Origin of the sequence: Parablastomonas sp. CN1-191 (assembly GCF_049354825.1) — a bacterium.
Classification (GTDB): domain Bacteria; phylum Pseudomonadota; class Alphaproteobacteria; order Sphingomonadales; family Sphingomonadaceae; genus Novosphingobium.
On the sequence record NZ_CP186480.1, the window covers coordinates 2,309,316 to 2,331,949 of the forward strand.

A 22,634-nucleotide genomic window follows, 5' to 3' on the forward strand; every position below is an offset into this window, starting at 1 on the left:
TTACGGGTATTTGACGGTAATCCGCGTCAGCAGGCCGGTTTTCGGCACGTTGAGCCGCACCGACCGGAACGAGGGCAGCCCGGCAATCGTGACCGGGTTGTTGGCAAAGCCGTATCCTTCGGCCGGCAGGCCCAGCGCGCTGCGCTTGAACTTATGATTGCCGTCCTCGTCATGGTAGATCGCGATGGCGTAGACGCCCGTGCGCGGCAGGAACATGCAGCCGCGCGTCGTCCCCGCGTTGGCCGGGATGTGGACGCCGTAAAGCGTGCCGCCCTTGGCCAGGAACCGGCTGGAATCGTCAGGATAGAGCATGACCGCGATGTTGCCGTTGCCGTTGCGAACGTTCTCGAACGACACGTTGATCCAGGTGTCGCTGGGCGGTCCGGCGCAGCCCGCGGGCGCGGCCGATGCGGCACCGGGCAGGGCGAGGGCGAGGGAGGCGACGGCGAGGAGGGCGCCCTGACGCAGGCGGCGCATGATCGTGTACATCTGTGGATCCTGGAACGTTCGGTTTTCAACTGGCGCAGCGCCGCGATGCGGGTGCGTCTGCGGCGCTGAATAGCCTGTGAATTGGGCGAAAATAGGGATCAGTCCGATCCGGTGAGCCGCCCGTCCTGCAAAACCGCGCGACGGTCGGCAAGGGCGCCCAGCACGCCCCTGTGTCCTATGATGAGGATCGTCAGCCGTCCTTTCAAGGCGGCCACCGCTTCGCCCACCGCGGCTTCGTTGGCGGCGTCGAGCGCGCTGGTCGCTTCGTCGAGGATCAGCAGGTCGGGTTCGCGCAGCAGCGCGCGGGCCAGCGCGATGCGCTGGCGCTCGCCGCCCGACAGCCCGCGCCCGCCGTCGCCGATGACGGTCTCGAGCCCGGCCGGCCACGCCAGCGCGAACTGGGCCGAAGCGCGCATAAGGGCCGTCTCAAGCGCCGCATCGCCGGCATCCGGCTCGGCGAGCAGCAGGTTCTCGCGCAGCGTGCCCGACAGCACCATCGCGTCCTGGTGGACATAGGACACGCGTCCCCGCCAGGCCTGCCGTGCCGGGCCTCGAAGCTCTGTATCGTCCACTTTGACGCGACCGCTGTCGGGTGCGATCAGCCCGCCGGCAAGGTCCGCCAACGTCGATTTGCCCGCGCCCGACGGGCCTTCGACGGCGATACAGGCGCGCGCCGGAATCGCGAGGGTAACACCGGTCAGCGCGGCGCGCGGCTGGTCCGCGTAGTGAACGGTCACGTCCGACAAGGCCAGGCTGCGCGTCAACCGCGGCGGCGCGGTCTCGCCCGCCGGCGCCTCGGCGCCAGCCTCCGCCTCGGCGATCAGGTCCAGGGTCGGCGCGGTGACGGCGGCGTTGAAGACGAAGTTTTGCCAGGCCGACTGGACCTGCCCGATCAGCGGCAGCGCCCGCGCCGCCAGCGCCGCCAGCGGAACGATCGTCTCCAGCCCGACGCCCCCGGCGCGAACGGCCAGCCACACCCCCAGCGCCAGCAGCGCGGCACCGCCGCCCTGCAGGATCACGGTGCCGACGCCGCTGCGCCGGGCGAACGCGATCATCTGGCGCGAGAGGTCGGCGAAAGCGGCATCGGCGCGGGCGCCGAAGCGCCGCTCAAGGCTCAGGCTCTTGATCGTGCGCAAGTTGGCCAATCCTTCGGCGGTCGCCGAATGGATGACGCCGTAAGCATGCCCGACCCCCTCGCCAAGCGCCCCCGCATCGCGGCGCGCATGGCGATAGGCCGCCAGGACGAGCGCGCCGGCCAGCAATGCCGCCAGCGCCAGCAGCGGCGCGACCAGCAGCGTCGCGGCAACCAGCGCCAGCAGCGTCGCCGCGCCCGCTGCCGCCTGCATCGCATATGTCAACGCCGCGCCCAGCCGGTCGATATTGCTGATCAGCAGCGCGGTCGTGCGGGCGCGGTGCATTCGCGCCGCGATCCGCCAGTCGCAGGCCAGCAGCGCGCGCCAGGCCCGGGCGCGCAATCCGTTGACGAAGGCCGCCTCGTAGCGAATTTCCGCAACCGATCGCGCCATGCCAAGGATCGCGCGCAGCGTCACCAGCACCACGAAAACGGCCAGCAGCGGGCCCAGCTCGATCGGCACGCCCGCCTCGGCGACAAGCTGCGCCAGCCGGGTTCCGCGCCCCGCACCGCCCAGCAGCGCCAGCATCGGCACCAGCAGCATCAGCCCGATGCCCTCGGTCAGGCCGGCGGCGAGCATAAGCAGCGCGACGCGCCACGGCCACGGCGTACCGGCTACCCGCAGGGCGGCCGCGATCGGAGGGGCTTTTCCTGCCATCGCGGCGGTCATGCGCACGCCGCGGCGCGCTTGCAACATGGCTTTTGCCGGCAAGGCCCATGCGCTAGGCAGCGCCATGGCCGCGCCGCTCCCCGTCAGTCCCGAACTCGAGGCGCTCGGCGCCTGCTGCATCGCGGACGATCCGACGCTGCGCAGCACGCTGGCGCGGCTTGGCCCCGCGCTCGATCCGGCGCGGCTGGAATCGCTTGCCGCGGCTCACAGCGTTGCCGGTATCGTTGCCGCAAGGATGCCGAAGGCGGCGCCCGGGTTGCTCCCGCCCGCGGCGGCGGAGCGGCTGTCGGCGCGCGTCCATGCCGACACGGCGCTGGGCATGGCGCAGGCGCGGCTGACGATGGCGGCGGTTCGCACGCTGGAGGCGGCGGAGATCGCGTCGCTGGTGATGAAGGGAGCCGCGCTGGCCCGGCAGCTTTACGGTGACCATCCGGAATGGCGACCGTCGAACGATATAGACCTGCTGGTGTCGCCGCGGGATTTCGCTGCTGCCGGCCGCGCGCTCGAGGCGGCAGGCTGGGTGCGGACCTGGCCGACCCGGCTGCCGTCGCCGCGGGCCGCGCCGATGTTCGATTTCCTTGCCAACGTGTTCAATTACGAATGGCCGGCGAACGGGCAGGTGCTGGAATTGCACCACCGCCTCAGCCCCAATCCGTTCTGGATGACGCAGGACTTCGCCGCGATCGCTGCCGATGGCGAGGACGTGGACCTTGGCTGCGGAACCGTGCGGGCCCCGGGCGGGCCAATCCTGATCGCCTATCTCGCCTGGCACGCGTTCTCGCTCTACGTCTTCCGCCTCAAATGGTTCAACGACCTGGCGCTGGCGCTGCGCGCCGTCGGCGCGACGTCGTGTGCGCAGGCCTGCGCAGGCGGCGCTTTCGAGGCTGGTCCGCTGCGCCTGGCCGACGCCGTGCTGGGGGCGCTGTTCCCCGGCGCCGGGCTGGGTATCAGCCCGGCGCCAAAAGAGTACGACCGCAGCGTCCGCCAGGTCCTGCGCGCGCTGGAGACGCCGACGGATCCGTTCGAGCGGCGGACGCTTGCGCGCCTGCCGGTCGAATTCGCCGACGTGATGCGCCGGCGCGGCATCAGCAGCCGGCGGGCGCGGGCGTGGGACCTGCTCTACACCCTCAGCGACCCGCGCGATGCGGAGACGCTGCGGCTATCCCCGCGCTGGAGCTTGGTCTATTGCCTGGGCGGGCCTTTCCTTGCGATCGGGCGGTGGCTGACACGATGACGGACGGCGCGCAGGTTGAGCAGGCTGGCAATGCGGCGCCGGCGCGCTGGTACGACGCCGACTGGCTGCGTGCCTGGCACGAAGCGCGCAGCATCGTGGCGCGGGTCTGCCCCGGCCGCCTCGACGAATTCGTCCACGCCTTCGATGTGCTGCGCACGCCTGCCGACTTTCGCCCGCTGCGGTTGCCGGGCCTGTTCGGCGCGGAGGAGCTGGCGGCGCTGCGGCGGTCGATCCGCGGCATCCCGCAAGCCGCGTTCGAAATGCACGAGGCCGCCACCTTCGGCCGCTTCGTGGTCCACGATCACCCCGAGATGACAGCGCTGCAGCGCACCTTCGTCGACCGCGTCGGCGAATGGGTCGGCGAGCCGGTCGAGATCAGCTACAACTTCCTCAGCTTCTATACCCGCATGGGCGTGTGCCGCCCGCACATCGATGCGCCGTCGGCGAAGTGGACGCTCGACATCTGCATCGACCAGTCGGACGTCTGGCCGATCCATTTCAGCAAGGTCGTGCCGTGGCCTGATCCCCATGCGCCGCGCGCCGCCGACTGGGCCGACGCGATCAAGCGGGACCCGGCGCTCGACTTCCAGACCGCCCTGCTGTCTCCCGGCGACGCGGTGCTGTTCGGCGGATCGAGCGCCTGGCACTACCGCGATCCGTTGCCCGGGGGCGACCGCCGCCAGTTCTGCGACCTGCTGTTCATGCACTTCGTTCCGGTCGGCACCGTGCCGCTGCTGCGCGCCGGCGACTGGCCCGAACTGTTCGGCATTCCCGAACTGCAGGACGTGCCCGGGCTCGACACCGCGTATTAGGCGGCTACTTCGTCTGCCTGGTCCATCAGCACCCCGGCGATCAGCATGCCCCAGAGCGGCCAGCGAAGCTTTTCCCAATAGCCCGCCCGCCGGTACGCGTCATACTGGCGCGCCATGCCGTCGGCATCGAAGAATTCGGGGTGCCGGCCGGGCAGGTCGCGCACGAACACGCTCTCCATGTGGTCCAGCCTGCGGTCGAAGGCGTCGCAGAAGTCCGGCTTGTCCTTGCGCCATGCGATCGGATCGGGAAGCCAGGCCTCGCACGCCATCGAGTGGAGGTACTTGATCGTAGCCCCGCGCCCGCGCATCTCCTCGGGCATCCCGAATCCGAATTCGAGCAGCTTGCGGTTGTGAAAGGGTGAGCGCACTTCGTAGCCGATGCGCCCGGCCTGCCGGTTGATGCCATCGTTAATGCGCGCCAGGAACGGATCGCGCAGCGTGATGAACATTCCGCGCCGCGCAAGGTTGGGAATGTCGCCGGCATAGGCCGCCGCTTCGAGCGCGCGAGCGTGGTCGAGGCCGCGCCGCGCCGCCGGTCCGAAGCTGTCCGGGTACGGACGCCGGCGCAATGCGCGTCGCCGCAGCCGCCGCCGCAGCGCCAGCGGCGCCAGCGGTGCAATGCCGGAGCGAACGACGTTGCCGAGCGTCGCGGCGGTGCCGCGCTCACGCACGTCGATCGCCAGCATCCGCGCCAATGCCGCGAACTTGCCCGCTTTCGCCAACTCGTTGATGTAATAGGACTTGCCGCCGAAGAATTCGTCGGCGCCTTCGCCGTTCAGAGAGACCCGGCAGCCGTCGGCGACCATCGTCTCGCCGATCGCGATCGCCATCGCGCCGTTGGCGTGGAGCGGCATGTCCATGTCGTCGCGCACGCGCTGCTCGAACCAGTCGAGGTTCGGGCGGAAGGGCGCGATTTCGCGTACGGGGCGGCCGACGTGCTGGGCGGCCATGCGGGCATAGGCGATCTCGTCGGCCGGATTGCCAGGCTCGAACACGTATGTGTAGCCCTTGAGGTCCGGTGCCTGCAGGCGGCCGCTGCGCGCCAGGCGGTCGGCAATCGCGAACAGCGCGGTGGAATCCTGTCCGCCGCTGACATCGCAGGCGAGCGGCGAATGCGTGCGCGAGCAAAGGCGCACCGCCTCGGTCAGCAGGTGGGCATATTCCTCGACGTACTGGCGTTCGTCGCGGTAGCGAAACCGGACCTCGAGCGGCGGGGTCCAGTAGCGTTCGCCCTTGCGCGCACCCGCGGCATCGATGCTGAGCCAGTGCGAGCGGCGCACCCGCTCGATGCCTTGCCAGAACGTCGCGCTCTCATCGAAGAACTCCATCGACGCCATGCCCGCCAGCGTATCGATGTCGGGGCGGCGCGGGACATCGGGCAAGGCCACGATGCCGGCCACGTCGCTGCAAACGATCAGGCGCGCACCGTCCTGGCGGAATGTAAGCGGCCGCAGGCCGGTGCGGTCGCGGGCCATCGTCGCGCGGCGTTCGGCCTGGTCCCAGGCGAGGATGGCGAAATCGCCGTCGAGACGCGCGAAGGCATCGCTGTCCCAGCGGCGGACGGCGGCCAGCACCAGTTCGGCGTCGGTAACCACGGGGCCGGTCTGCGGGACGGAGCCAAGCGCGGCGACAAGGTCCTCGCGATTGGCCAGCCAGCCGTCGAACAGGATCGTGACCCGTCCGTCGGTGGACGTCAGCGGCTGGAGCGCGCCGCCGCAGTCGGGCGTGGCGTCGAGGTGCAGGAACGCGAAGGCGCCGCTGCCGGCTTCGGCAAAAGCGGTTCCATCGGGCCCGCGCCACGGGATCGCCGCGGCCATTGTCCGCACGGCGTCAGCTTCGGGCGGCGCGCCATCCAGCCGGATGACGGCGCAGAAACCGCTCATGCCGGGGCGTTGGCCGTGGTGGCTAGCCCTTTCGCGACGATCGCCTCGGCCAGGGCCAGCACGTCGGCCTCGAGCCGCGCGCGCTCGACGTCGTAACGGGCCGCGAGCCGGTCGCAGGCCTGGCCCAGCGTCTGGCCCTCCTCGACCGCTTGCCAGACTTCCCCGCCGATCTCGTCGAGGCCGAAATAGCTGCCGCTGGCCATGTCGAGCAGCACCGTTTCCGTCTCAAGCTCGCGTGTGACGACATCGGGCGAGGGATCGAGGCGATCTTCCAGGGTCATGCGAGGCCTTCCTTGCGAGCATGCGAGACGATGGCCGAGACGACGTTCGGCAAGGCGTCATAGGCACGCCGGTAGTCGAGTGCAAAGCAGGGGATCCGCTCGGCGACATCGGCGCTGTGGACGAAGCTGCGGCGCACGCTGGCGCGATCGTCCACGTCGAGCACGAAGCCGTGCTGGAGCAGCTGCGCGAGCGCTTCCGGCTGGCCAAGGCGGCGAAAACGAGGCGTTGCGGGCTGCGCCGGATCGGCCAGCCAATAGAGCGCGGCGAGCGGGAGCGGCATGGTGCCGAACGGCAGCGCGGTGCCGGCGGCAACGCGCTGCTTGGCGCCCTCCGCATCGCCGGCCCCGTCCCCGCGCAGCGCCGCCTCGCTGTCGGGGCGAAGCCGCAGCAGCGGGCGGCGCGGCGTGACAATGAAGCGCTGCGCGCCGTCGCGGGCAAGGATCAGCCCGTCGTCGGTGAGAAAGGGATGGCCTTCGCGCGCGAAGGCGGCTGCCAGCGTCGACTTGCCGCGCCCGGTCGGACCCATGAAAGCCACCGCGCGCGCGCCGACCGCAGCGGCGCTGGCATGGATTACCGGCCGGCCGGCATGGCCCATCAGCAGCGGCAGGACCTGGTTGAAATAGAGGTCCTCGACCATCGCGGTCTCGTACTCGGGCACCGGCGTCGCGACGGCGCGGCCCGTGTCCATGTCGATGGCGAAGTCGGCCATGCCGAGGAAGCGCACCAGGTAGCCGCTCGGGCGCCGCCGAAACTCGGCGACCGGGTCGCCGTCGAGCGACTGCCAGGTGTCATAGGGGGCGTCCGCGAAATCCTGCTGCTCGGCGGCGGGCAGCGATTCCAGGCGCCACGCCGTGCCGTCGTTGCCCGTCACGAATAGTCGCCCGTCACGAATGGTCGCCTGTCATTGGGCGTGCCGGCGCAGCACCCGCGCGACCAGCTCTGCAACCGAGCCACCGGCGGGGACGACGTCCGGATGTTCGGCGGCGACGGCGGCGACGATGTCGCCCCGGGTCCGCGCGCCGTCGACGTAGCCCATCACGATCGCGGCCGCCCGCGATTCATCGCGCAGGCGCGGTCGTCGCTGTTCGATCGGAACCAGGTCGTTGGCGCTCAGCGGGGCTGCGTTGAAGGTCGATTGCCGGCGCCGTTCGCCGGTGCGCAGGTTTTGGGCGCTCCAGGTGATGACCTCGTCGCGCGGGCGTGCCGAAAGGTCGATCCTGATCCGGTCCCCGGCGCGCACTGCCAGCGGCGCCGTCAAAGGCAGGTAGGCGTTGGGCCGGCCGATGCGGTCTGCCGCGAAAGGCGAATTGGTCATCACCACGCCAGGCGCCAGGTGCGACGAGAACCAGCCACCCAGTCCGTCAAGATCGGCATCGCGCTGCGCCTCGACCTCGGCGGTGAAGCGCAGGTGATCGGGCGCGGTGGGGCGTGCCAGGTCGAAGGTGCCGAGCGTCGCGGGCGCGGTGCCGAACGCGCTTGCGGGGAGGACCCGCGCCTTTTTGGCGTTGCGATGCGGCGCGTCGATCCAGGCAAGCGCCGACGGCATCGTCGGCGCGGTCCAGGCCGCGGCAGCGCTGGCCGTTTCGGCCGATGCGACGCCGGCGATGCCCAGCGTCAGTTCCATCGGGATGACCCGCCCGCCGGGCTTCAGAAAGCGCCGCACCGCGTCCGCCATCAGGGCCAGCAGGCCATAGTCGAAGCCGAGGTACCCGACGTGGTCGCAGATCACGACATCGACGCGTTCGGGCAGCTGCGCGGCGAACGAGGAGGCGTCGATGCAGGTATAGCGATCGGCAAGGCCCGCTCGCCGCATGGTTTCGCGCGCGAACTCGATCGCGGCCGAATGGTCGATGCCGTAAACGTGCGCCGCGCCCGCCTCGAGGCACATGAGCCCGAGCGGACCGAAGCCGCAGCCCACGTCGACAACGCAATCGCCGGGCCGAATCGCTGTCGCGACGGCCCGGCGATAAAGGTCCGTCCGAACGGAGTCGGACAGGTAATCGAGATGCTCTTCAAGAACCGGGCTCATGCCGAGATGCGCCCGCGCAGAAAGAGCAAGGCGCCGATCAGTGGATGGTCAGACCCAGCTTGGCATAATCGACCTGACGATAGCCGAAGGCGTCGCGGCTGACAGCCTCGGGAACGATCGACTCGACCTCGTCGGCCATCACGCCAAAGCGGCGACCTTCGCCGCAACGCTTTGCGAACTCGGGCTTGTAGTCGAACAGGTAGAGACCGTAACCGGCGGGGTGGGTGCCGACCTGGACGATGTTGTCCTTCAGCGCCGGATCCGACGATGTCTGCATTGCCGATGAATCACCACCCGAAGCTGAACCGGAACCGGTCAGGTCGCGGATCGAACCGAACAGCTTGAGCTCAGGGGCCTTGTATTCTTTCTTGGCGGTCGAGCCCGCTTGTTCGGTCTTGGACATGGTCTTCTCCTGTCTACCCCTTGCCGCTTCCGGCAAGACAGATTGCGCGTAATGACAGGCGCCTGCTTGACCCATCCTGTCGCACTGCACAATAACCGTGAAACAAACTGGAAGCAAGCGCGTAAGCCAGCCAAACGCTTGGGTGTAATGGCCTGTCTTTCGCAACGCAGTGAAAGCGTAATAGTTGCCCCTGCCCACGCTCACAGGCCTGCTGCGAATCGGTCCCCGGGGCTGGATCGACGCGGCGCGGGCGCTGCGGGCGCTGCTCGGCGCGCGCCGGCGGCACGCCGCGCACGGTTTCGCCGCCAGCGGTCTTGATCGGCCCAGCCCGGGCGCCAGGGCCGCCGCGCTCGGCGACGACCAGCGCGCGCTGGTCGAACGGGTGCGCACGATGGTGCCGCGCGTGGCACACTACCTGGGCTGGCCGTCGGACTGCCTGATCCAGGCGCTCGCGGCGCAGGACTGGCTGCAGCGAGCGGGCATCTCGTCGCGGATCGTGGTCGGCGGGCGCGCCCGCGCGGGCCACGGCTTCGACGCACACGCCTGGTTGCTGGTCGGCACGCGCGAAGTGACCGGCTGGGACAATGCCGAGGCGGGCAGCTATGCCCGCTTTCCCGCCCGCGCCGAAGCCACCGCCTCCGAAGCTGCCCCCGAAGCTGCCGCCGAAGCTAGCGCAAGCCCGCCACGACGCGACATATAGCGTGGGAAAACGCCCCGGCGCGGCCTTGCCCCCATCATCTTGAGTGGTAAGCGCTGGCCATGGCCCCGCTGATCGCGCCCTCGATCCTGTCCGCCGACTTCGCTCGCCTGGGCGAGGAGGTGCGCGCGATCGACGCCGCCGGAGCAGACTGGATCCACGTAGACGTGATGGACGGCCACTTCGTCCCCAACCTCACGATCGGTCCGGCGGTGGTGAAAGCGCTGCGCCCGCACACGCGCAAGCCGCTTGACGTTCACCTGATGATCGCGCCGATCGACCCCTACCTCGAAGCCTTTGCCGAAGCCGGCGCCGATCACCTGACCGTCCATCCAGAGGCCGGACCCCACGTCCACCGCACGGTGCAGGCGATCAAGGCGCTGGGCAAGCAGGCCGGCATCGCGCTCAATCCCGCTACCCCGGCCAAGGCGCTCGACTACCTGATCGACGAGATCGACCTGGTCCTGGTGATGAGCGTCAACCCCGGCTTCGGCGGCCAGCATTTCATCGCCAGCCAGCTGCGCAAGATCGCCGCGGTGCGCACGATGATCGACAAGGCGGGACGCGACATCCGGCTCGAAGTCGACGGCGGCATCGATGCCGAAACCGCCCGCCGGTGCGTGGAGGCGGGCGCCGACGCGCTGGTCGCGGGAACCGCCACGTTCAAGGGCGGGCCCGAACGCTATGCCGCCAACATCGCCGCGCTGAAGGGGCTGGGCTGACGTGGCCGACGCGGGATCGGCACTGCGCGCGGCCGCCGAGGGCGGTGACGAGGCGCTGGCCATCCCGCTGCCGGATGGCGACGAGGCGCTGGCCGCGCGTTCGCCCGCCAGCGAACTGATCGAGCCCGGCCGCGCGCTGGCGCTGGCCGATTTCGCGCCGCCGTCGCTGTCGGCCGGCGAACGGCTGATCCGCTTCGCTTACCGCATCGGCCTGCCGGGCCAGGCGCTGGCACCGCTGAAGAAGCCGGCCAGGCTGCGCCTTCTCGCCACCGTCCGCAATCCGCTGCCGGGCAGCCGCGCCGCCGGGATGGCGCTGCGCGCCGGGCATTTCCTGGTCCTGGGCGCGCGCGTGCCGGTGACCAACGTCGACGCCGCCGGACCGCAGCGGCTTACCCCGCCGGCCGAGCGGGTGGTGCACACCTTTTCGTGGCTGGCCGACCTCGAGGCGGCGGCCGCGCGCGATGCCGCGGCGCCGGTCGCCGAAGCGATCCTGCTGCCGTGGCTGGCCGCCAATCGCGAAGCGCCGCGCCGGCCGGGCGCCAAGCGTTCCGGGGGGCCGGCCTGGGCCGTGAGCAACGCCGGCACGCGGCTGCTCAACTGGCTGGTGCACGCGCCGCTGATCCTGTCGGGCGACAAGATGGTCCGCGCCCGCGTCCTGCGCACGATGGCCGAGACGGCGCGCTGGCTGGATCGCAATGTCGGCCGGGGCGAGGACACGCTGGCTGAAGTCGCCGGCTGGTGCGGCATCGTTGCCGCCGGACTGCTGCTGCCCGATGGCAAGCCGCGCCGGCTTTACGGCGAAGCCGGACTGATCAAGGCACTGGGCGAGCTGGTGGGCGATGATGGCGGGGTGCTGTCGCGCAGCCCGCTTGGCCAGGTCGAGGCGATCGCGCTGCTGGTCAAGCTGCGCGCCTGTTACGCCGCTCTGCGGCGCGAGCCGCCGGCTGCCCTCGACGCGATCCTGGCGCTGCTGGTGCCGCCGCTGCTGGCGCTGACGCACGCGGACGGATCGCTGGGATCGTGGCAGGGCGCATGGGCGATCTCCGCCGACGAACTGGCCGCGCTGGTCGAGGCTTCCGGCGTGCGCACCCGCCCGCTGCGCGACGTGCGCCAGTGGGGCTATCAGCGCATCGCCGCCGGCAAGGGTGAGCGCGGGGCGGTGCTGCAGTTCGATGCCGCGCCGCCGCCGCTGGCACGCCACGCACGCACCGGCTGCGCCTCCACCCTGGCGTTCGAACTGTCGATCGGAGCGCAGCGGCTGGTGGTCAATTGCGGCGGCGCCGCGGCCGCCGGCGGGGCGATGCCGGTGCGGCTTGAGCAGGGCCTGCGCGCCAGCGCCGCGCATTCGGCGCTGGTGCTTGACGATGCCAACTCCACCGCGGTGCTGATCGGCGGCAAGCTGGGCAGCGGCGTGTCCGAGGTCGAGGTCGACCGGCGGCTGGTCGAGGGCAAGCGCGGGGCCGGCAGCGGCGCCACCCGGCTGGAAGCCTCGCACAACGGCTATGCCGCGCGTTACGGCCTGGTCCACCGCCGCGTCCTGATCCTGCGCGACGACGGCGGCGAGTTGCGCGGCGAGGACGTGCTGGTCCCCTCGGGCCGCGGCAAGCGCGGCAAGGTCGCCTTCGCGATCCGCTTCCATCTGGGTCCCGGTGTCGATGCCCGCGCCGCCGAGGACGGGCAGGGCGCCGGCATCGCCATGCCCGACGGCTCGTACTGGCAGTTCCGTACCAACGCCGGCGACGTGACGGTGGAGGACAGCCTCTGGGCCGACAGGCACGGCCGCCCACAGGCGATTCGCCAGATCGTGGTCCAGGGCCTGGTGTCGCGCGGCGGCGCCACGTTTGCCTGGCTGTTCAAGAAAATGGGATGACATCGACGTGAAGGACGTAACGATCCGCCGGGCGCTGCTTTCGGTGTCCGACAAGGCCGGCCTCGTGGACCTGGGCAAGGCGCTGGCCGCGCGCGGGGTGGAACTTGTCTCTACCGGCGGCACCGCGAAGGCGCTGCGCGATGCCGGGCTCGACGTGCGCGACGTATCCGACCTGACCGGCTTTCCCGAGATGATGGACGGCCGGGTCAAGACCCTGCACCCGATGGTTCACGGCGGGCTTCTGGCCGTGCGCGACGATCCGGCGCACGCGGCGGCGATGGACGAGCACGGCATTGGCGCGATCGACCTCGTCATCGTCAACCTCTACCCGTTCGAGGCGACCGTGGGACGCGGCGCGGACCGCGACGAGGTGATCGAGAACATCGACATCGGCGGCCCCAGCATGGTCCGCTCGGCCGCCAAGAACCACGCCTACGTCACCATCGTCACCGACCCGGCCGACTATCCGGCGCTGCTGGCGGAACTGGAGAACACCCGCGGCGCGACCACCGGCGATTTCCGCAAGCGCATGGCGGCGCGCGCCTTTGCCGCCACCGCCGCCTACGACGCGATGATCGGCCAGTGGTTCGCCTTTGCCGACCAGGGCGAGAAGTTTCCCCCGATGGTCAGCATGACGCGCGTGCTGGCAAGCCCCCTGCGCTATGGCGAGAACCCGCACCAGGACGCCGCGCTTTATCTGCCGCGCGGGCCGCACGCCAACGGGCTGCCGCAGGCAAGCCAAGTCCAGGGCAAGGAGCTGTCCTACAACAACTACAACGATGCCGCCGCCGCGCTGGAGCTGGTGGCCGAATTTGCCGGCGGCGCGCCCGCGATCGTGATCGTGAAGCACGCCAACCCCTGCGGCGTGGCGCAGGCGGACACGCTGCTCGCCGCGTGGCAGGGCGCGCTCGCCTGCGATGATGTCTCCGCGTTCGGCGGCATCGTTGCCGCCAACGTCCCGCTCGACGGGCCGACGGCAGAGGCGATCTGCGCGATCTTTACCGAAGTCGTGGTCGCCCCCGGCGCCGACGAGGCGGCGCGCGCCGCGTTTGCCAGGAAGAAGAACCTGCGCCTGCTGATCACGGGCGACCTGCCCGATCCGCGCCGCCCCGGCCAGACGATGGCGATAATCGCCGGCGGCATCCTGGTCCAGGACCGCGACAGCGGCGCGATCACGCGCGACGATCTCAAGGTCGTGACCCAGCGGGCGCCAAGCGAACGCGAACTCAACGACTGCCTCTTCGCCTGGACGGTGGCGCGCCACGTCAAGTCGAACGCGATCGTCTATGCCAGGGACGGCGTCACCGCCGGCATCGGCGCGGGCCAGATGAACCGCCGCGATTCCAGCCGGATCGCCGCGATGAAGGCCGCCGAAGCCGCCGAAAAGCACGGCTGGAGCGAGCCGCGCACGCTCGGCAGCGCGGTCGCCTCCGACGCCTTCTTCCCCTTCGCCGATGGCCTGCTGGCGGCAGCCGAAGCCGGCGCCACCGCGGTGATCCAGCCCGGCGGCTCGATCCGCGACGACGAGGTGATCCGGGCCGCCGATGAGGCTGGCCTTGCGATGGTGTTCACCGGGATGCGCCACTTCCGGCATTGAGCCGGGCCGTCAACTCGCGGCCTTCGCGGCGCCGGACCTTGCGCCCGTCGCGCAAGGCTGAACGCGCCCCGGTGCATCCATTCAGCGGTTCGCAACGAACCTGGGTTCAGGACAAGCGACCAACGAATCGAGAAGAGAGGTGTCCCCATGGGACTTTTTCGCAACGACGCCCTGAAGGCCTTCGGGATTGGCTTCGCGCTCGGCGCGGCTCTGCTGGCGGGCAATTTCACCGCGCAGGCGCACGCCCCCACGGTCGCGGCCGCGCACAAGTGAAGCTGCGCGCGGTGCTATTCGCCGCGGCGCTGACCGCCGCGTGCCAGCCCAGCCTGGCAGCGGGCGAAACGGTGCTGCTCGCGCCGCCCGCCGCCCGCGCCGCGCATGAAGCGCCGGGGCTGAAGACCGCGGTTTTCGCCGGCGGCTGCTTCTGGGGCGTCGAGGCGGTGTTCAGCCACGTGAAGGGGGTGACCAGCGCGGTGTCGGGCTTTGCCGGCGGCAGCGGCGCTGCCAGCTACGACCAGGTCAGCGAAGGCAACACCGGCAAGGCCGAGGCCGTGCGCGTCACTTACGATCCGCGCGTCGTGCGCTATGACCAGTTGCTGCAGGTGTTCTTCTCGGTCGTCACCGATCCCACCCAGCTCAACCGGCAGGGCCCCGACACCGGCAGCCAGTACCGCAACGCCCTGTTCCCGCTGGGCGCCGAACAGCGCGCCGTGGCGAGTGCCTATGTCGCGCAGCTGAAGCGCGCGAACACCTGGCGCGCGCCGATCGTGACCCGCATCGAAGGCGGCGGTTTCTACCCGGCAGAGGGCTATCACCAGGACTTCGCCGCCAAGAACCCCACCCACCCCTACATCGTGCGCTGGGACGCCCCCAAGGTCAGCGCGCTGAAACGCTACTTCCCCGGCCTGTACCAGCCCGGCTTCCGGCGCGGCTGAGCCCTTCTAACCGCGGCGGGTTGCGCCTATATGGTCTGACCATGCCAGGCCCCAACCATCACGACCTGACGGGCGACGCGCTCGTCGCCGCCGCCAAGGGCTCGCTCGTCGCCGCGGGCGAACAGTGGACCGAGATGCGCGCGGGCGTGTTCGAGGCGCTGGCCCACCACGATCGCCCCGCCTCCGCTTACGACATCGCTGACGAGGTTTCGGCCGCGCGCGGCAAGCGGGTGGCCGCCAACAGCGTCTACCGCATCCTCGACCTGTTCGTGAAATCGAACCTCGCGCGCCGGGTCGAGAGTGCCAATGCCTACCTGGCCAACCCGCACCCGGGCTGCCGGCACGACTGCATCTTCCTGATCTGCGATGCTTGCGGCAAGGCCATCCACATCGACGATGACCGGCTCACCGGCGCGCTGGTCGATGCCGCCCACGGCGCCGGCTTCGCCGATATCCGCCCGGTGGTGGAGCTGCGCGGCCAGTGCGAGGACTGCGGCCAGGGCGAGCAGGAAGGCTGACGGCCTTTTCGTTTCATTCGACACCAAATAGACAGCGGTGTAAGCACCGCGACATGACCGCCAACCCGGCCACTCCGCTTCTCGACACCGTCACCGTCCCGGCCGATCTCAGGCGGCTCGAACCCTCGCAGCTGCGCCAGCTTTCGGACGAGCTGCGCAGCGAGATGATCGCCGCCGTCGGCCAGACCGGCGGCCACCTCGGCTCCGGGCTCGGCGTGGTCGAGCTGACCGTGGCGATCCACTACGTGTTCGACACCCCGCGCGACCGGCTGGTGTGGGACGTCGGCCACCAGGCCTATCCGCACAAGATCCTGACCGGGCGGCGCGACCGCATCCGCACCCTGCGCCAGGGCGGCGGCCTCAGCGGCTTCACCAAGCGCAGCGAGAGCGAATACGATCCCTTCGGCGCGGCCCATTCCAGCACTTCGATATCGGCCGCGCTGGGATTTGCCGTGGCCAACAAGATCGCCGGCACGCCGGGCAAGGGTATCGCGGTAATCGGCGACGGCGCGATGAGCGCGGGCATGGCCTACGAGGCGATGAACAACGCCGAACAGGCCGGCAACCGCCTGGTCGTGATCCTCAACGACAACGACATGTCGATCGCGCCGCCGGTCGGCGGGTTGTCGCACTACCTGTCGCGGCTGGCGTCCTCGCCGCAGTACCTGGGTTTTCGCCACTTCGCCAAGCGCGCACTCGGCAAGCTGTCGCGCCGCGCGCAGGGCGTCGCCGAAAAGGCCGAGGAATTCGCCCGCGGCATGGCGATGGGCGGCACCCTGTTCGAGGAACTGGGTTTCTATTACGTCGGGCCGGTCGACGGGCACGATGTCGATGCCCTGGTCAAGGTGCTGGAAAACGTCCGCGATGCCGAACACGGGCCGATCCTGGTCCACGTCGTCACGCAGAAGGGCAAGGGCTACGCCCCGGCCGAAGCCAGCGCCGACAAGTACCACGGCGTGCAGAAGTTCGACGTCGTCACCGGCCAGCAGGTCAAGAGCGCGCCCGGCGCGCCCGCCTATCAGAACGTTTTCGGCGAGACGCTGGCCCGGCTTGCCGACAGCGATCCGACGATCTGCGCGATCACCGCGGCGATGCCCAGCGGCACCGGGGTGGACAAGTTCGCGGCTGCGCACCCCGACCGCACCTTCGACGTCGGCATTGCCGAACAGCACGCGGTGACCTTCGCGGCGGGCCTCGCGGCGCAGGGGATGCGCCCGTTCTGCGCCATCTACTCGACCTTTCTGCAGCGCGCTTACGACCAGGTCGTCCACGACGTGGCGATCCAGAACCTGCCGGTCCGCTTCGCGATCGATCGCGCCGGGCTGGTCGGCGCCGATGGCGCCACCCATGCCGGCAGCTTCGACGTCACGTACCTTGCGTCACTGCCCAACATGGTCGTCATGGCCGCCGCCGACGAGGCCGAACTGGTCCACATGACCTACACCGCCGCGCTGCACGATGATGGCCCGATCGCGTTCCGCTATCCGCGCGGCAACGGCACCGGCGTGGCCCTGCCGGAAACGCCGCAGCAGCTCGAGATCGGCAAGGGCCGGGTGGTGAAGGAAGGCAGCAAGATCGCGCTGCTAAGCCTCGGCACGCGCCTGGCCGAAGCGCTCAAGGCCGCCGACCAGCTGGAGGCCAAGGGGCTGTCCACCACGGTCGCCGACCTGCGCTTTGCCAAGCCGCTCGACAGCGAGCTGATCCGCCGCCTGATGGCCACCCACGAAGTGATCGTCACGGTCGAGGAAGCCGCCATCGGCGGCCTCGGCGCGCATGTCCTCACGCTCGCCAGCGACGAGGGCCTGATCGACGCCGGCCTCAAGATCCGCACGATGCGCCTGCCCGACCTGTTCCAGGACCACGACGCGCCCGACAAGCAGTACGACGAAGCCGGCCTCAACGCCCCGAAGATCGTCGAGACGGTGCTGAAGGCGCTGCGCCACAACAGCGCCGGGGTCAGCGAAGCGCGGGCCTGATGCCCGCTTTCTTTCCCGGTTCGCTTTAACACCCAGCCAAGGAACGACGTCGGCGCGCGTGTCTTGCGACCTCGCGCGCCGCCCGGCCGTTTCAGCGTCGTGGCAGCGCGCCGTCGGTGTGCTCGCCCTCGCCGCCGCCGTAGACGGCCTGCTGGTCGGCCGGGCTCACCCGGTCTTCCAGCGTGTCGAGGTGCATCCACTTCTTGACCAGCGGCGACAGCAGCAGAACCACGATGCTGACGGCGATCGCGACCCAACCGATCTTGCTGTAGATCGACAGCACGAGGTCCTTCGACATCTCGCCGCCTTCGCCGCCGGTCGCCTCGCCGATCTTGCCGGCCACGAAGTTGCCCACCGCGGTCATGTAGAACCACGCCCCCATCACGAAGCTGGCCAGGTGCACCGGCGAAAGCCGCGCCATCGCGCTAAGCCCGACCGGCGACAGGCACAGTTCGCCCGTGGTGTGCAGCAGGTAGATCAGGAACACGAACACGACCGAGGTCATCACCGCCGGATCGCCGGTGCCCGCGCCCCACACGAAGACCAGGAAGCCGATCCCGACCTGGAGGATGCCGAGCCCGAACTTGGCCGGTGCCGACGGCTCCAGGCCCTTGCGCCCCAGCCACTGCCACAGCGCCGCGAACGCCGGCGCCAGGATGACGATGTAGATCGGGTTGATCGACTGGAACAGGCTGGTCGGCACCCCGCCGCGATCGACGAACTTGTCGGTGTAGAGGTTGAGGCTGCCGCCGGCCTGTTCGTACAGGCCCCAGAACAGCGGGTTGAGAGCGATCAGGAACAGCATCGCGAACATGCGCTCGCGCGGTTCCTTGGGCAGCTTGAACGCCTCGTAAAGGGTGTAGCCCAGCATGGCGATGCCGGTGACGATCAGCAGGTCCTGGATGACGCCCTGGGCCTGGATCAGGCCCCAGATCACCGCGACCGCGGCCACGCCGACCCCGTAGAACGTCCATTCGCGGCCCTTGGTCAAGGGCGCCGGCGGCTCGCCGCGGCCGAGCAGCGCGGGGCGTCCGACCACGAAGATGATCAGCCCCAGGACCATGCCGATCCCGGCCAGGCCGAAGCCATAGGCCCAGCCGATCGTCTCGCCCAGGTAGCCGACCAGGATCGTGCCCAGCGCGGCGCCGACGTTCACGCCCATGTAGAAGATCGTATAGGCCGCATCGCGGCGGTTGTCGGACATCCGGTAGAGGTTGCCGACGATGACCGAGATGTTGGCCTTGAGAAAGCCCGAGCCGACGATGATGAACGCCAGCGCGGCCCAGAACACGTTGATCGTGGGGTCGCCCTGCCCGCCGTTGCCTTCCACCGCCATCAGGCCGTGGCCGGCCGCCAGCAGCAACCCGCCGAACAGCACGGCCTTGCGCTGGCCCAGCCAGCGGTCGGCGATGATGCCGCCCAGCACCGGGGTGATGTAGACCAGCGCCCCGTACGCGCCGTAGATCAGGGTGGCGTTGCTGTCCTCGAACAGCCAGTGCTTGGTCAGATAGAGGACCAGCAGCGCGCGCATGCCGTAATAGGAGAACCGCTCCCACATCTCGGCATAGAACAGCACGAACAGGCCGCGCGGGTGGCCGGCGAATTCGTCCGACTTGCGCGCCGCGATCATGCCGCCGATGGCCAGCACCGCGAACAGCGCCAGCGCGGCGATCGCGGCGATCCAGTCGCCCTCGTTCCAGCTGCCCATGTCCTTCATCGAAATCCTCCGCAAAATTCGTTGTCGGACCCGGGCCCTGCGCGGCCGGTCCTGTGGTTAGCGCGGAGACTAGCCACGAATTGTCGCGCCTCAAGCAATTTTATTGCTGCCGCGCGTCATGCCCGTGCGGCGCGGCAAGCGGAGCGCGCCCTTGTGTGCTACGCTGTATTATGGCACTGACGCACCATGCCCCCCGCCAGCAAGCCCGTTTACCTGAAGCTTCGCGACATGATCGCCGCGGCCATCATCGACGGGATCTATGCCGAAGGGGCGATGCTCCCCTCGGTCCGCGCGCTTGCCGCCGAACAGGGCGCCAACCCGCTGACCGTGGCCAAGGCCTACCAGCAATTCCAGGTCGATGGGCTGGTCGACGTCCAGCGCGGCGTCGGCATGTTCGTGGCCCCCGGCGCGGCCGAGCGCCTGCGCAAAAGCGAGCGGGCTGCGTTCCTGGCGGACGAGTGGCCGCAGCTGCGCCAGCGGATGGAACGCCTTGGGATCGCGGTGGCCGACCTGGTCGACTGAACGCGCCGATTGCGCGCCGCGCGCCGCTCTGGCAGGGTGACGCCGTGCAGTGCTGCTTGTTCCGGGTCGGAAGCTGTAACGCGCTGAGCCGGGCCGGGCTCTTGGCTCCGGGCCGCCTTGGGGGGTGCGAGGGAAAATGATACGTTCTGAACTTGTCGCTGCGATCGCGAAGGAAAATCCCGGCCTCAAGGCCGACGAGATCGAGCGCGTCGTGACCTGCTTCTTCGATGAGATCGCGGCGCGACTGGCCAAGGGTGGCAGGGTCGAGCTGCGCGGATTCGGTGCCTTCTCCACGCGAGAGCGCGAGGCCCGCACCGGGCGCAATCCCCGCACCGGCGAGGCGGTGGCCGTGCCCGAAAAGCGCGTGCCCTACTTCAAGCCCGGCAAGGAAATGCGCGCCCGGCTGAACGCCGACTAGGTGCTGGGTCCGCGCGCGGCAAAGCCCGCGCGCTTGCGGGGCAGGTCGGGGTGGACACCCCAGCCGCATCGGCGCTAGCCCGATGACAACGCGGACGTGGCGGAATGGTAGACGCCGGGGACTTAAAATCCCCTGAGCCTTGCTCGTGTGGGTTCGAGTCCCACCGTCCGCACCATTCGTCGCATCGCATAGCGGGCGTTAGAACCGCGTTTACCCGTCGCCCCATATGGCCCGAGGTGCGAGCGGCCCGATAGAGCCCTGGCCGTCGCAATGGGGACTTACGGCATGGGGCAGATTCCCGCCATGGACGCTATGGCAGCGCCGCGCGTGACCGTGATGATGCGCGCCGGCAAGCTGGTAACGCCCGCGGGCGAATTCCTGTGCATCCTGCGCGATGTCTCGCCGACCGAGGCGCGGCTGCGGCTGTTCCATTCACTGCCCGCCGACATCGAGCGCGGCGAAATCGAACTGGGCAGCGGGCGGCGTCACCAGGTGGTGCGCCGCGGCGATGCGGAGGACGGCGATCACGCGGTCTTCGCCTTTGCCGACGGGCCGCTCGACCTGGCGCAGCTGGTGGAGGAAGCCGGCCCTTATCCGCGCCGTCACTTGCGCCTCAAGGTGGAGCTGCCGATCGTCCTGGCAACGCTGAGCGGTGCCCGCATGGGTGTGCTCCAGGACATCTCGCAGCTTGGCGCGCTGGTGATTACCGAGCCGCAACTGCCACTGGGCGCGCGCGTGACGATCAGCGGCAGCGGACTGCCGGAACTCGACGGCAAGGTCCGCTGGCGCCGCCGCGACGCGCATGGGCTGGTCTTCACCGCCGGCTTCCGGCTTGATGAACTGGCCCGCCTGGCTGCCGACATCCAGGCCGGAATGCGCGCTTAACCGGTTCTTTACCAAGCCTTTCTAAACCCGAGTCGTCGCAATCCGGGGGGATTTAGGATGCGGGGGGTCGAACCGGCCGAAAGGCCGTGCAAGCAGTGCAATGGATTATACGGGCCAGGCCCGCAGACGCGGCGGACGCGCTGATGGGCTTCGCCGATCGCCGCCGACCGGCCTTGCCCGCCGAACTGGTCGCCAGGGTCCTGCTCGTCTGGGCGCTCGTCGCCGCGATCTTCGTCGTCACCCGCTGGCCGGCCATCGCCGCACTGCAGCCGGCCGGGCACGACGACCTCCTCCACCTCGTCCAACTGCGCGACCTTTTTGCCGGCCAGGGCTGGTTCGATCTGGCCCAGCACCGCCTGGCACCGCCGCAAGGCGCCGAGCTTGGCTGGTCGCGACTGGGCGATCTGCCGGCTTTCGTCATCGATACCGCGCTGCGCCCGCTGCTGGGTGACGGCGCCGCGCGCGCCGCGCTGACGCTGTCGCCGTTGCTGGCGCTGGCGGCGGCGATGCTGCTGACGGGACGGATCGTGTGGCTGATATTCGACGCAGAACTGGTGTTCTACGCCGCGTTCCTGGTCGCCCTGGGCACCCCGTTGGCGGCGGCGATGCAGCCGCTGGAGCTTGGCCAGGGCGCCTGGCAGGTGGTCGCGCTGCTGGCCGCGGTCAACGGCCTGACCGCGCGCCGCGCGCGCGCCGGCGGCTGGATGATCGGCCTGTCGCTGGCGGCGCTGTTGACGCTGGGCCTGGACACGGCGCCGCTGGCGCTGCTGGTGCTGTTCGTGCTGGCGCGCCGCTGGGTCGCCCGCAGCAGCGAACGCGGCTGGCTGGTTCATGCCGCGCTGGCGTTGTTCGTCGGCGCCACGGCGCTGTTCTACGCTACCCGCGGCACGGCGCTGCCCGATCCGGCCCTGGCGCTGGGACCGGCGTGGCTGGCCGGGCTGGCGGTGCTGGCGGCGGGCTGCGGCCTGATCGGCGCAGTGCCCAACCTTCCGCGCGTGCCGCTGGTGCTGGCGCTGGCGCTGGCGGCCGCGGCCAGCGCGATGACGATCAGCCTGGTCGATCCCTTGGCGCTGGCTGCGCCCGGCACGGCGATCCTGGCTGGTCAGCCCGCTTTCGCACTGTTCTCGCAGGCGCCGGCGGCGCTGGCGCAGGCGCTGCTGCCGCCGCTTCTCGCGCTGGTGGCAACCGCCGCGCTGTGCGGCCGTGCACAGGCATGGCTGCGCGGGTTCTGGAGCGACTGGGCGGTCCTGCTGGCCGGTGCCATCGCGGTCGCCGTGGTGGGAAGCGGGCAGGCCGCGCTGGCCTGGGCGCTCGCGATCGTGCCGCTCGCCTGGCAGGTTCGCCAGTGGCACCGCGGCGCGCAAAAGGTGCGCGATCCCTCGCGTCGGATCGCCGCCTTCGCGGTCGTGGCCGCCGCCGTCATCCCGGGCATGCCCATGCTGGCGCTGGGCGCCGCATTGCCGAGCCCGGCGCGTGCCGCGGCGCCGCCCGCCGCCGCCTGCGATGCGTCCGGCTTGCGGCTGGGCACGGGACGGGACCTGGTCTTCGCGCCGGCAGCGCTGGGAACCGACCTGCTGGTCCATACCCGCCACGCGGTCGTCGTCGTCGATCACTGGCGGCTGCACGATGCCGCCCGGCGGGCAGCCCGGCTGCTCGACAGCGCGCCGGGTGCAGCGTTGCCGGGGCTGCGGTCCAGCGGGGCCGCTTACCTGGCGCTTTGCCCGAACATGGCGGCGGCGCCTGGCGGCCTGGCTGCGCGGCTGCTGCGCGGGGACCCGCTGCCCGGCCTGGTCCCGGTTGCGACCGGGCGCGGCGTCAGGGCCTGGCGAATCCGCTGAAGCGC

22 protein-coding genes and 1 tRNA gene are annotated in these 22,634 nt (G+C 70.2%); 15 read left to right on the forward strand and 8 right to left on the reverse strand.

Translation table 11 applies throughout. The features are described 5' to 3' along the window. Together ACOYW6_RS11525 and ACOYW6_RS11530 are read right to left on the reverse strand one after the other, a co-directional pair. Positions 1 to 489, reverse strand: a complete 489-nt coding sequence (locus ACOYW6_RS11525) for a DUF2141 domain-containing protein (RefSeq protein WP_423141457.1) — start codon at positions 487 to 489, stop codon at positions 1 to 3. Positions 490 to 587: 98 nt separating this feature from the next. Next, complete coding sequence (locus ACOYW6_RS11530; RefSeq protein ID WP_423143122.1) at positions 588 to 2,291, reverse strand: ATP-binding cassette domain-containing protein; 1,704 nt, start codon at positions 2,289 to 2,291, stop codon at positions 588 to 590. Positions 2,292 to 2,355: 64 nt separating this feature from the next. On the opposite strand from ACOYW6_RS11530, the gene ACOYW6_RS11535 reads away from it, so the two are divergent. Continuing rightward, positions 2,356 to 3,525: a nucleotidyltransferase family protein gene (locus ACOYW6_RS11535; protein ID WP_423141458.1), complete on the forward strand. Its 1,170-nt coding sequence runs from the start codon at positions 2,356 to 2,358 to the stop codon at positions 3,523 to 3,525. Beyond that, positions 3,510 to 4,337, forward strand: a complete 828-nt coding sequence (locus ACOYW6_RS11540) for a hypothetical protein (protein WP_423141459.1) — start codon at positions 3,510 to 3,512, stop codon at positions 4,335 to 4,337. Before ACOYW6_RS11535 ends, ACOYW6_RS11540 begins: the two co-directional genes overlap by 16 nt. Here ACOYW6_RS11540 and ACOYW6_RS11545 read toward each other — a convergent pair. The 5 genes from ACOYW6_RS11545 to ACOYW6_RS11565 are packed head-to-tail and all read right to left on the reverse strand — an operon-like array spanning position 4,334 to position 8,934. Continuing rightward, the gene (locus ACOYW6_RS11545; protein WP_423141460.1) at positions 4,334 to 6,220 is read right to left on the reverse strand and encodes an asparagine synthetase B family protein; all 1,887 of its coding nucleotides are present in this window, start codon (positions 6,218 to 6,220) and stop codon (positions 4,334 to 4,336) included. The two genes, ACOYW6_RS11540 and ACOYW6_RS11545, sit on opposite strands and share 4 nt — an antisense overlap. After that, complete coding sequence (locus ACOYW6_RS11550; RefSeq protein WP_423141461.1) at positions 6,217 to 6,501, reverse strand: PqqD family protein; 285 nt, start codon at positions 6,499 to 6,501, stop codon at positions 6,217 to 6,219. The genes ACOYW6_RS11545 and ACOYW6_RS11550 overlap by 4 nt, the downstream gene beginning before the upstream one ends. Further along, the gene (locus tag ACOYW6_RS11555) at positions 6,498 to 7,373 is read right to left on the reverse strand and encodes a hypothetical protein (RefSeq protein WP_423141462.1); all 876 of its coding nucleotides are present in this window, start codon (positions 7,371 to 7,373) and stop codon (positions 6,498 to 6,500) included. The genes ACOYW6_RS11550 and ACOYW6_RS11555 overlap by 4 nt, the downstream gene beginning before the upstream one ends. 30 nt (positions 7,374 to 7,403) lie before the next feature. After that, a complete protein-coding gene (locus ACOYW6_RS11560) occupies positions 7,404 to 8,531 on the reverse strand; it encodes a methyltransferase domain-containing protein (protein WP_423141463.1) in 1,128 nt (375 codons plus the stop codon). Positions 8,532 to 8,568: 37 nt separating this feature from the next. Next, positions 8,569 to 8,934 carry a tail fiber domain-containing protein gene (locus tag ACOYW6_RS11565; protein WP_423141464.1) on the reverse strand — a complete coding sequence of 122 codons (366 nt, stop codon included), beginning with the start codon at positions 8,932 to 8,934 and terminating at the stop codon, positions 8,569 to 8,571. A 184-nt stretch (positions 8,935 to 9,118) separates the two neighbouring features. Here ACOYW6_RS11565 and ACOYW6_RS11570 point away from each other — a divergent pair, with 184 nt between their 5' ends. From ACOYW6_RS11570 to dxs, 8 genes are all read left to right on the forward strand, one after another. After that, on the forward strand, positions 9,119 to 9,634 hold the full coding sequence (locus tag ACOYW6_RS11570; protein WP_423141465.1) for a lasso peptide biosynthesis B2 protein: 516 nt from the start codon (positions 9,119 to 9,121) through the stop codon (positions 9,632 to 9,634). A gap of 59 nt (positions 9,635 to 9,693) precedes the next feature. Beyond that, positions 9,694 to 10,353 carry a ribulose-phosphate 3-epimerase gene (gene rpe, locus ACOYW6_RS11575; protein ID WP_423141466.1) on the forward strand — a complete coding sequence of 220 codons (660 nt, stop codon included), beginning with the start codon at positions 9,694 to 9,696 and terminating at the stop codon, positions 10,351 to 10,353. Between the two features lies 1 nt (position 10,354). Beyond that, on the forward strand, positions 10,355 to 12,223 hold the full coding sequence (locus tag ACOYW6_RS11580) for a heparinase II/III family protein (protein ID WP_423141467.1): 1,869 nt from the start codon (positions 10,355 to 10,357) through the stop codon (positions 12,221 to 12,223). 7 nt (positions 12,224 to 12,230) lie between these two features. Continuing rightward, positions 12,231 to 13,820 carry a bifunctional phosphoribosylaminoimidazolecarboxamide formyltransferase/IMP cyclohydrolase gene (gene purH, locus ACOYW6_RS11585; RefSeq protein ID WP_423141468.1) on the forward strand — a complete coding sequence of 530 codons (1,590 nt, stop codon included), beginning with the start codon at positions 12,231 to 12,233 and terminating at the stop codon, positions 13,818 to 13,820. A 147-nt stretch (positions 13,821 to 13,967) separates the two neighbouring features. Next, entirely contained in the window at positions 13,968 to 14,093 is a 126-nt protein-coding gene (locus ACOYW6_RS11590) for a hypothetical protein (protein ID WP_423141469.1), read from the forward strand. After that, complete coding sequence (msrA, locus tag ACOYW6_RS11595; RefSeq protein ID WP_423141470.1) at positions 14,090 to 14,755, forward strand: peptide-methionine (S)-S-oxide reductase MsrA; 666 nt, start codon at positions 14,090 to 14,092, stop codon at positions 14,753 to 14,755. The genes ACOYW6_RS11590 and msrA overlap by 4 nt, the downstream gene beginning before the upstream one ends. Before the next feature lie 41 nt (positions 14,756 to 14,796). After that, entirely contained in the window at positions 14,797 to 15,273 is a 477-nt protein-coding gene (locus ACOYW6_RS11600) for a Fur family transcriptional regulator (protein WP_423141471.1), read from the forward strand. Between the two features lie 53 nt (positions 15,274 to 15,326). Further along, positions 15,327 to 17,249 (forward strand): 1-deoxy-D-xylulose-5-phosphate synthase, encoded by a 1,923-nt coding sequence (gene dxs / locus ACOYW6_RS11605; protein WP_423141472.1) that lies wholly within the window; start codon positions 15,327 to 15,329, stop codon positions 17,247 to 17,249. Between the two features lie 91 nt (positions 17,250 to 17,340). Here dxs and ACOYW6_RS11610 read toward each other — a convergent pair whose 3' ends face one another. Beyond that, entirely contained in the window at positions 17,341 to 18,966 is a 1,626-nt protein-coding gene (locus ACOYW6_RS11610) for a peptide MFS transporter (RefSeq protein WP_423141473.1), read from the reverse strand. Between the two features lie 186 nt (positions 18,967 to 19,152). On the opposite strand from ACOYW6_RS11610, the gene ACOYW6_RS11615 reads away from it, so the two are divergent. From ACOYW6_RS11615 to ACOYW6_RS11635, 5 genes are all read left to right on the forward strand, one after another. After that, positions 19,153 to 19,488: a GntR family transcriptional regulator gene (locus ACOYW6_RS11615; RefSeq protein ID WP_423141474.1), complete on the forward strand. Its 336-nt coding sequence runs from the start codon at positions 19,153 to 19,155 to the stop codon at positions 19,486 to 19,488. A gap of 136 nt (positions 19,489 to 19,624) precedes the next feature. Beyond that, positions 19,625 to 19,906, forward strand: a complete 282-nt coding sequence (locus ACOYW6_RS11620; protein ID WP_423141475.1) for an integration host factor subunit beta — start codon at positions 19,625 to 19,627, stop codon at positions 19,904 to 19,906. A gap of 90 nt (positions 19,907 to 19,996) precedes the next feature. Next, a tRNA-Leu gene (locus ACOYW6_RS11625) sits at positions 19,997 to 20,081 on the forward strand. Positions 20,082 to 20,191: 110 nt separating this feature from the next. Continuing rightward, on the forward strand, positions 20,192 to 20,791 hold the full coding sequence (locus ACOYW6_RS11630; protein WP_423141476.1) for a PilZ domain-containing protein: 600 nt from the start codon (positions 20,192 to 20,194) through the stop codon (positions 20,789 to 20,791). A 95-nt stretch (positions 20,792 to 20,886) separates the two neighbouring features. Next, entirely contained in the window at positions 20,887 to 22,629 is a 1,743-nt protein-coding gene (locus tag ACOYW6_RS11635; protein ID WP_423141477.1) for a hypothetical protein, read from the forward strand. The last annotated feature ends 5 nt before the right edge of the window (positions 22,630 to 22,634 follow it).